Below are 5,810 nucleotides of genomic sequence, written 5' to 3'. Positions count from 1 at the left end.
TATAGGTCTTTGTCTCTCATAGGGGATTACGATAATCTACCCACTCCATTTGGGGAAGAGCCCAAGAAGGAAAGGAGTAGAAACCATGGGTGTCACATCCAAACCAATCATTGTCAGCGGCATTGCCCTGCCGATCCTGCTGTGCGGACTGGCGGTGAAGGCTGCCGAACCCTATCCGCCGGTGCCGGGTTCCTATCGGCCCACCAGCGAATATCCCGGCCAGGTCAATACCGGTAACACCCAGCGGTTCGTACCTTCCGGCACTAGAAATCCCCCTCCGGTCTATCAGCCTGCACTACCTCAACCGGGCTATTTCCCGCCTCCAGGCTATGGCAGTACCCCCTACACCACACCGGGCTTCAACCTCAACCCGGGAAAAATGATGAACAATGCCTTCGGCACAGGAACCAACAGTCTGCCCTATGGCTATCCACCCCAGCCCCTCTCGGGAAACGTGGCTCCTGTGTACGATCCACCATTACCCGCCACCAGCCCGGGCTGGAACAGCTATGGCACCCAGCCGGCTGCACCAACCTATGAGCAGCAACCCGCAGCCCCGACCTACACACAACAGCCAGCCGTGACCCAACCCAGCCATGCACAGGGAGTTGCACCGGTCACACCACCGGAATACAGCAGCGAATCCGGCATGAGTACCCCGCCTGCTCCCCAGCAACAGGTTCGCCCCACGACCCGGGCGCCACGTCCTTTTTCCAATCCCCAAACCTCGGGAAACGCATTTCTGCAGCGCCCGACCAGCCCCAGTCTGGGACGCAACGACAGCCGTTTCCGGCCACCCGAGCTCAAGGGCACACCCTGAGGAACTATCCGGCCGGGATTTCAGCCGGTACGAAAGCCAGGGGACGGCACATGATTCGGTAATTCTTCACAGGTAACCTGCTCGACCCGGGAAAGGGTTGAGCCTGTCCACAGCCAGTCCTGCAATGCTTTCACGGCAGGTTCATCGCCACAGGCGATCACTTCCACGGTGCCATCCGGAAGATTTACCGCACTGCCTGACAGTCCCAGTTCCCGCGCGCGGCTGCGCGTGGTTTCACGAAACCAGACGCCCTGTACGCGCCCGGAGACGATACAGCGCACACAACTCATTCCACCAGCACCTTCACTTTCTTTCCCACTTCAAAATCAGGGCTTTCCACCCAGCCCTGCAGCAGCCAGCTACTTTCATCTCCCTTGACCGGCACGAGCCGGAACCGGGAGACACTCCGCCATTCATCATCACGCCACACCTGCACCGCCCTTACCCGGGATTGCCCCGGCAGCAGCAGGGTAAACTGCAGCGTATCGGTCGCGGCAAAGATGACAAGAGGCTGAATTTCCAGGCTGTTCTGCAACAGTTGCCCCGGCCAGGCCAGAACTTCCAGTACTCTGCCATCTGCCGGCGCAGTGATAGCTGAGCGCTCAAGATTCAGCTTCGCCTGCACCAGATCCGCCCCGGCATCATATTTTCTCGATTCTGCCTCCAGCCGGCCGATGCGGGCCTTTTGCAGTTCGTGATCGGAAAGCAGCGTTCTGTCGTACAATTCCTCTGCGCGCTCTTCCTCCCGCTTTGCCTCTTCGAACAGGCTGTTGGCCCTGGCGACCAGCGCCTTTGCCCGGTTCAGTTGCGCCCGGAACTCACGCTGATCCAGCTTCAGCAACACGTCGCCCTGCGCCACCACCTGTCCGGGCTGTACCTTTACTTCCCGGACAACGCCGGATACCAGAGTGCCCAATGTGAGTTGCCTGCCGGGTTTCAGGTTGACGCTGTACTCCTGGGCCGCCATCACCTGCATCATGCTCAGCAGCAATAACATTGTCGCTATGATTCTCATCCTTCCTGCCCTTCTCATTGTAATAACCATTCGCCGGTAAGCACCTTGAGACGCATGTCATTCAGCATCCACTGATACTGCAGCTTGGCAAGTTCCAGCCTGACGGCAGAAACCTGTACCATGGCGTCTCCGAGATCCGAGGTCCGTTCCAGCTCATACAGGGTGCGGCTGCGATCAAGATACAGATCCCGGTATTCTTCCCGCGCCCGCAGTTCCTTCAGCCTGCGCCGCAGGGTGTTCTGCTCCAGCCACAACTCCAGCACCTGCTGCCGCAGTTCAAGCTCCAGCTTGGCTTTCAGCGCCTGGTTTTCCATCAGTTCCGCTCTGGCCCTGGCTGTTTCCGCATCATCGCGGCCACCACTGTACAGTGACATCTCCAGCACGAGCGCGGCGCTGAACGGCTCGGTGGAACGGGTCTCACGGGCGTAGCCATGGGCACCCAGTTCTCCCCGGATCACGGGCCCGTAACGCTTTCCTGCTGCGGCCAGTTTCTGCTCCGCAGCGGTAATCTTCTGTCGCAGTGCCCTGAGCCCGGTGTTGTTCTGCAATACCTTTTCGGCCAGCGTTTCCTGTGGTGGCAGTACCGCATCCATATCAGGCGCCGGGGGTGACACCAGGTCAGCAGGAATTTCCCCCGGCCGGTTCAGCGCCAGCGCCAGCCGCAACCGGGTAGTGCGCTGCCGGGCTTCGGTCGCTGTGCGGCGGCTGAGTATCTTTTCATACAGCACCTGCTTTTCCAGCAGATCCACATCGGAAAGTTTGCCCAGCTCCGCCTGGTTCCTGAAGCGGTCGAAGCGTACATAGGCAATGGCCACGGCTTCGTTGTCACGCACATATTCCAGATCCGCGAGGAGCACATCCAGAAAGGCCTGCATGACGCGAAGCTGCTGGCGCTGACGCTCGTTCAGGCCGCTCCATTTCGCCGCATCCAGTGATGCCCGGGCAGAGGCCTGGCGGGCTTCGGTGTAACCGAAATCATACAGGCGTTTCTCCACCCAGAGATCCAGCCGGCTGTCATTGTTGTCCTGAAAATTGGAAAGCTCGGCCGGCTCCAGATACTTCAGGCGCCCTTCCAGGGTCACCCAGAGATCATCATCACTTTCCTCGGCGAGCAACTCCGCTTCAGCGGCGGCTTCCCTGGCCACTGCCTGCCTGATGGCGGGATGTTCTTCATCCACGAGCTGCAGCGCCTGACTCAGGCTCAGGGGCTGGGGCAAGGGGTCTGCCTGCACCGCGGGAAAAAGAAGAAACACGCCTGTCAGAAACAGCAATCTGCCCATTTCAGCACCGGGGCATCTGCCGCTTGTATTTCGTAAAGCTGGTATCTCTGTATTTCTTCTCTACGATGTACTTGCCCAGCAGCATGAATTCTTCTGCATTTTTCGTTGCACCTGTGTAGCGGCCCCGCTTGATGGGCTTTCCCTGGAGATCGAAGAACTGAAATACCGGCGTGGCTCGCACACGATACTGTTTGAAGGCAAAATCCTTCATGGTCGTTGGTTTTCCCTGGAAATCAGTGATTTCAATATCGCCCTCGATATCCACACTGAAAATCAGGAAATGCTTCCTGAAATAGTCCTGTACCTCGGGCCGGTTCAGTACCGTGGTCTTCATGCGGTGGCAGAAAGGGCATTCATCCATCTCAAACATGATGAGTATGCCCTGCTTGCCCTGATCACGGGCCGTTTGCAGTTCTTCCGAAAAATCACCGAAAGACTGGTCGAAGAAATACTGCTCCGGGTCCCGGGGGCTGGCGGACACACCAACGGAACAAAGCAACAGAAATAGCGCCAATATCCTCATACGCCTGACTCCTCCTCAATGCTTGTAATTCGACATGAAAGCCTCGATAGTTTTTCCATCGATAGGACCGACCTGACGTGCCACCACCTCCCCTTCCGGTGACACCAGAAAAGTGGTTGGCAGACCCGGAACCCGCCCCAAAGGCAGATCCGGGTGACTGCCTACCCGCAAGACAGGATATGACAGAAACTGCTCTTCCACAAAATCCCGCAGTTTCTGCAGTCCTATGTCTTCCATGTTCAGCCCCAGCACCAGCGCATCCCTGTCCTTGTGGGCATCGTGGAAGATTTCCAGCTCGGGCAGTTCTTCCAGACAGGGCGGACACCAGGTTGCCCAATAGTTCACCACGACCCATTTTCCCCGGTAATCCGACAACTTGTGTATGTTTCCATCCAGATCGGGGTATGAAAAATCCACACTCCGGGCGAAGGCGGTCGAAAAATACAGCAGCAACATGACAACAATGCTGGCCGCAACCGTGTATCTGAAAACCTGCTTCATGACGAACAAACCTCTGCCGGATCTGTAAAACGCAATATTTAAGGGGAACGGAGAAAGGTAAAGCAGTCCTCGCTTCAATACAAGGATGTTCCGCAACGTGATATTGTTCCTTGATTTCCTGTCACGGTTGCCGCTAGTCTTTGCCCGGACACCTGCGGCAAATCAATGCCCTGCACCGGACAGCCCCAGATGGCAGCACAGCTCCCCGTGCTGTTGCCGGTCTGTTCAAAAGTTTCCGGAAGCACTTACCCAGGAGAAAAACTGGTGAAATACACACTGATCGCATTATTCGGACTGTTGCTGGCCGTTTCCAGCGCCAACGCTGCCGACAGCAAGGCAGCCGGCGGCAAGGGTACTGAAGCCAGCAAGACCCTGCACTGGGCGGGTTGCGGTATCACCAAGAAAGCTTTCATGAAAGAGCTGGCGGCCGAGTACGAAAGGATCTACGGTGTGCATTTCGAGCTGGAAGGCGGCGGCGCCACCAAGGGCATCCGCCGGGTGAAAGAGCGCAGCGTAGAGATCGGCGGCTCCTGCAGGCCCAAGATCAGCGGCGCTCCCGAAGAGCGTTTCGTGCGCATGACACCAGTCGCCTGGGATGCACTGGTGGTCATGGTGAACAAGGACAATCCGGTATCCAATATCAGCCTGCGTCAGGTAAAGGAACTGTATGAAGGGAAAATAACCAACTGGAAGGAACTGGGAGGAAATGACGCCCCCATAGAACTGCTGGTTCGCAAGGGAAAAATATCCGGTGTGGGACTCACCCTGCGGCAACTGGTCTGGGGCAACCCTGACCAGGAGTTCAAGGGAACTGCCGAATTCCCCTCATCGGGACCCCTGGAAAAAGCCGTTGTGAAAAACCCCAACGCCATCGGCATTTCCGGCATCTCAAGCGCCAGCAAGCGTGACGTCAAACTCCTGGCCCTGGAAGGCAAGGCTCCCAATTATGAAAACATAAAATCCGGTCACTACCTGCTCTACCGTCCGCTCTACATTACCTACATGAGCCGCAACAATCCCCAACTGAAGGAAATCAAACGCTTCATCAGCTTCGCCCTGTCCAAGCGGGGCCGTGAGATCATACGCGCCCAGGGTGTGGTCCCCTACCTCGATGCTATCGACCTGTCCTCCAAACTGAAGGAACAGCGCAAGACCGTCAGGGCCATGCAGGAACAGCGCATGACAAAAAAAGAGACAAACAAAAAACCGGGAACCGAGAAATAGCTTCTTCCATATTCGGCTAGGAAATTCCCGTTCAGGCCGATTTTTTCAGGGACTGCAGGCTGTCACCCAGAATTTCGGCAATGGAAGTGTCTACCTTCTGGTACAGCGACTGCAGCGCCGGATTGCTGGGCCAGGCCGGCTCGGAGGAAACAGGCAAGCGGTGATCCGCCGCCAGATAGAGTTCATACAGCGTCACATCATGGCTGTCCCTCGCCAGCAGCCAGCGTCCTTTCTCGTTACATTCCACCAGATGACGTTCGCGCAGCCGGATCAGCAAATGCTCGGCATCGGAACTGCAGTGCAGGAGTTTCCTCAGGGGTACCGCTTCGCCCTTTTCCTGCGCCCTGGCGAGCTGCAGCAACAGGCAAAGCATGTTCTCCAGCTCGGCAGACGTATTCTCACCGTGGCGTACCATCTGCCGGTACACTCCCAGTCCATAGGTGAACT

8 protein-coding genes are annotated in these 5,810 nt (G+C 57.2%); 2 read left to right on the top strand and 6 right to left on the bottom strand.

Annotated features, from left to right (window positions below; all coding sequences use genetic code 11):
* Positions 1-85: 85 nt before the first annotated feature.
* Positions 86-820, top strand: coding sequence for a hypothetical protein (locus tag ACOCD2_RS10950; protein WP_293647554.1), 735 nt, complete (start codon positions 86-88; stop codon positions 818-820).
* A gap of 20 nt (positions 821-840) precedes the next feature.
* Here the strand turns inward: ACOCD2_RS10950 and ACOCD2_RS10945 are convergent, their stop codons facing one another.
* The 5 genes from ACOCD2_RS10945 to ACOCD2_RS10925 are packed head-to-tail and all read right to left on the bottom strand — an operon-like array spanning position 841 to position 4,139.
* Positions 841-1,110, bottom strand: a complete 270-nt coding sequence (locus tag ACOCD2_RS10945; protein WP_293647552.1) for an acylphosphatase — start codon at positions 1,108-1,110, stop codon at positions 841-843.
* Positions 1,107-1,835 (bottom strand): efflux RND transporter periplasmic adaptor subunit, encoded by a 729-nt coding sequence (locus ACOCD2_RS10940; RefSeq protein WP_293647550.1) that lies wholly within the window; start codon positions 1,833-1,835, stop codon positions 1,107-1,109. The genes ACOCD2_RS10945 and ACOCD2_RS10940 overlap by 4 nt, the downstream gene beginning before the upstream one ends.
* A gap of 14 nt (positions 1,836-1,849) precedes the next feature.
* The gene (locus tag ACOCD2_RS10935) at positions 1,850-3,115 is read right to left on the bottom strand and encodes a TolC family protein (RefSeq protein ID WP_293647548.1); all 1,266 of its coding nucleotides are present in this window, start codon (positions 3,113-3,115) and stop codon (positions 1,850-1,852) included.
* Between the two features lies 1 nt (position 3,116).
* A complete protein-coding gene (locus ACOCD2_RS10930; protein WP_293647546.1) occupies positions 3,117-3,638 on the bottom strand; it encodes a thioredoxin family protein in 522 nt (173 codons plus the stop codon).
* Positions 3,639-3,653: 15 nt separating this feature from the next.
* Positions 3,654-4,139 (bottom strand): TlpA family protein disulfide reductase, encoded by a 486-nt coding sequence (locus ACOCD2_RS10925; protein WP_293647544.1) that lies wholly within the window; start codon positions 4,137-4,139, stop codon positions 3,654-3,656.
* 264 nt (positions 4,140-4,403) lie between these two features.
* On the opposite strand from ACOCD2_RS10925, the gene ACOCD2_RS10920 reads away from it, so the two are divergent.
* The gene (locus ACOCD2_RS10920) at positions 4,404-5,363 is read left to right on the top strand and encodes a phosphate ABC transporter substrate-binding protein (RefSeq protein ID WP_293647542.1); all 960 of its coding nucleotides are present in this window, start codon (positions 4,404-4,406) and stop codon (positions 5,361-5,363) included.
* A 31-nt stretch (positions 5,364-5,394) separates the two neighbouring features.
* On the opposite strand, the gene ACOCD2_RS10915 is transcribed toward ACOCD2_RS10920, so the two are convergent.
* A partial coding sequence (locus ACOCD2_RS10915) for a hypothetical protein (protein ID WP_305800278.1) occupies positions 5,395-5,810 on the bottom strand: 416 nt, incomplete at its 5' end.

This window comes from Thiolapillus sp. (assembly GCF_048562965.1).
Lineage (GTDB): Bacteria > Pseudomonadota > Gammaproteobacteria > Chromatiales > Chromatiaceae > Thiolapillus > Thiolapillus brandeum_A.
The sequence above is the reverse complement of the archived record's forward strand: the minus strand, read 5'-3'. Positions and strand labels throughout refer to the sequence as shown.